Source organism: Burkholderia sp. APQ4-4ca, from assembly GCF_057837105.1.
Genome location: NZ_JBYQCG010000174.1, coordinates 1 through 2626, shown reverse-complemented (window position 1 = coordinate 2626; position 2626 = coordinate 1). Strand labels below are relative to the sequence as shown.

The window sequence follows — 2626 nt, the reverse complement described above, 5'->3', positions numbered from 1 at the left end:
CCGGTCACGCAGGCGGCCGTCGACGCAGGGTTCAACTCGCCGTCGCGGCTCTATGCGTCGGTGCCGCGCGAGCTGGGGATGGCGCCGTCCGCGTTCCGCCGTCAGGGCGCCGGCCTGCGGATCGACTATGCGACCGCGTCGACGTCGCTCGGCACGGTGCTCGTCGCCGCCACCGAACAAGGTATCTGCCGGATCGCGTTCGGCGACGACGCGGCGTCGCTCGTCGGCGAGCTGAAGGACACGTTCGCACGCGCCGAACTGGTCGAAGCGGCCGCGCGGCTCGCGCCGTTCGTCACGCAGATCCGCGCGTACCTGGACGGTACGCGGCACGCATTCGATCTCCCGCTCGACATCGCGCCGACCGCGTTCCAGCAGCGCGTGTGGGAAGCGCTGACGCATATCCCGTACGGCGAAACGCGCAGCTATTCGGAGATCGCCGAGGCGCTCGGCTCGCCGCGCGCGGTGCGGGCGGTCGCGTCCGCGTGCGCGTCGAATCCGGTCGCGCTCGCGATCCCGTGTCACCGCGTCGTGCAAAAGGGCGGCGCGCTCGCCGGGTACCGCTGGGGCGTGCGTCGCAAGGCGACGCTGCTCGCGGCCGAGGCGCGTCATGTTCGCAACGATGAAACCGAACCGGAGACGGAGGGCAGTGCGGTTTGAGCATCGAGAAAATAACGATTACGTCCCTGGCGAACGGCGGCCTGGCGCCGCTGTCCGCGCAGATGGAACTGCGCTACCAGGCGCCGTACGACTGGGCGCGCGTGCTGCGCTTCTTCAGCGGGCGCGCGATTCCGGGCGTCGAGCAGGTCGCGGACGGCGTGTATCGCCGCATCGTCGATCTGCACGGCGAGGCGGGCCGGCTCACCGTCACGAAACATCCGCGCAAGCATTGCCTGGTCGCGACCGTCGAAGGGGCGGTCGCGCGTCACGTCGACGACGCGTTCGCCGCGCGCGTCGCGACGATGTTCGACCTCGGCGCCGATCCGGCCACGATCGGCGGCGGACTCGCGCGCGATCCGTGGTTCGCGCCGCTCGTCGAGGCCGCGCCGGGGCTGCGCGTGCCGGGCGCATGGTCGGGGTTCGAACTGGCCGTGCGCGCGATCGTCGGCCAGCAGGTCAGCGTGAAGGCCGCGACGACGATCGTCGGCCGGCTCGTCGAGCGGGCCGGCGAACGCGTGATGCCGGAAGACGACGGCGCGCCCGCATGGCGTTTCCCGACGCCCGACGCGCTGGCCGCGTGCGATCTCGACAAGATCGGGATGCCCGGCAAGCGCGTGGCGGCGCTGACCGGCGTGGCGCGCGCGGTGGCGGCCGGCGATGTGCCGGTCGATCGCGCGCATGCCGATCTCGCGACGCTGCGCAGCGCGTGGCTCGAGCTGCCCGGCATCGGCCCGTGGACCGTCGAATACATCGCGATGCGCGCATGGCGCGATCCGGACGCGTGGCCGGCCTCCGATCTCGTGCTGATGCAGTCGATCGCCGCGCGCGACCCGGCGCTCGACCGGCTCACCAGCCAGAAGCGCCGCACCGAAGGCTGGCGGCCGTGGCGCGCGTATGCGGCGCTGCATTTGTGGAACGAAGTAGCCGACCGGGCGGGCGGCGCGCGCGGCGGGTAAGCACGGCGGTCCGTGGCCGGTGCGACCCGCAACGCGGGCTGTGCCCAACCCGTTGCACAGGCGGTGCCGACATCCGGTAGGCGTCAAGCGCCGGGGCGGGACGCGGCCCCGTCACGGCGCTTGCCGATCCCCGCCGGGGCCGGCCGGATGTAGCGCGTGCGATGCCTGCGTACGCGTCGTTTCGCGATCAATCCAGCGGCACGGTTGCACCTGCCGCCACCCGTTCGCCGTTCACGTTTCATCCGACGAATTTCGCCGACCGGCGTGCCGATCAGCCTCGTCCGCAACCGGTGATACGGGCCCGAGCTGCCGCGCCCGGCCCGCCCGATCGCCCGCTCAGGCCCGCGCGCCGTGCCCGCGGCCACCTCAAGCGCGGCTTTCGGCGAGATGTTAAAGTGCCCGCTACCAACGAAGCGACCAACAATCCAGCCGGCCGCGCGCGGCGTTCTGCACGCGGCCGTCACGCACTTGCGTCTCCATGTCGAACACCATGACTCACCGCCAGTCCGAACTGCTGCTGAAACGTCTCGACGCGCTGAGCTCGGGCCCGACGCGGCAGCATCTGCCCGACGGCCTGCGCGGCATCGAGAAGGAAAGCCTGCGCGTGACGCGCGACGGGATGATCGCGTTCACGCCGCATCCGCGCGCGCTCGGCTCGGCGCTCACGCATCCGGCGCTGACGACCGACTATTCCGAAGCGCTGATCGAACTGATCACGCCCGCGGAGCGCGACGCCGCGCTCACGCTCGAGCGCCTCGACGATCTGCATCGCTACGTGTATGCATCGCTCGGCGACGAGATCCTGTGGAACGACTCGATGCCGGGCCTGCTGCCGGCCGACGACGAGATCCCGATCGCCAACTACGGCACGTCGAACATCGGCCGCCTGAAGACGGTGTACCGGCGCGGCCTCGCGTATCGCTACGGCCGCACGATGCAGTGCATCGCCGGCATCCACTACAACTACTCGCTGCACGAGGAAGTGTGGCGGCGCCTGCATGCGGACGAAGAGT

The 2626-nt window shown here is 71.2% G+C and carries 2 protein-coding genes and 1 pseudogene; all 3 read left to right on the top strand.

The window, feature by feature from the left end; genetic code table 11:
• Positions 1-657: methylated-DNA--[protein]-cysteine S-methyltransferase (locus AC3IFE_RS20295; protein WP_489191730.1), on the top strand; the 657-nt coding region annotated here is incomplete at its 5' end.
• Positions 654-1613: a DNA-3-methyladenine glycosylase family protein gene (locus AC3IFE_RS20290; protein ID WP_489191729.1), complete on the top strand. Its 960-nt coding sequence runs from the start codon at positions 654-656 to the stop codon at positions 1611-1613. The genes AC3IFE_RS20295 and AC3IFE_RS20290, both read left to right, overlap by 4 nt.
• Before the next feature lie 478 nt (positions 1614-2091).
• A pseudogene (locus AC3IFE_RS20285) lies at positions 2092-2626 on the top strand (glutamate--cysteine ligase); the annotation flags it as partial.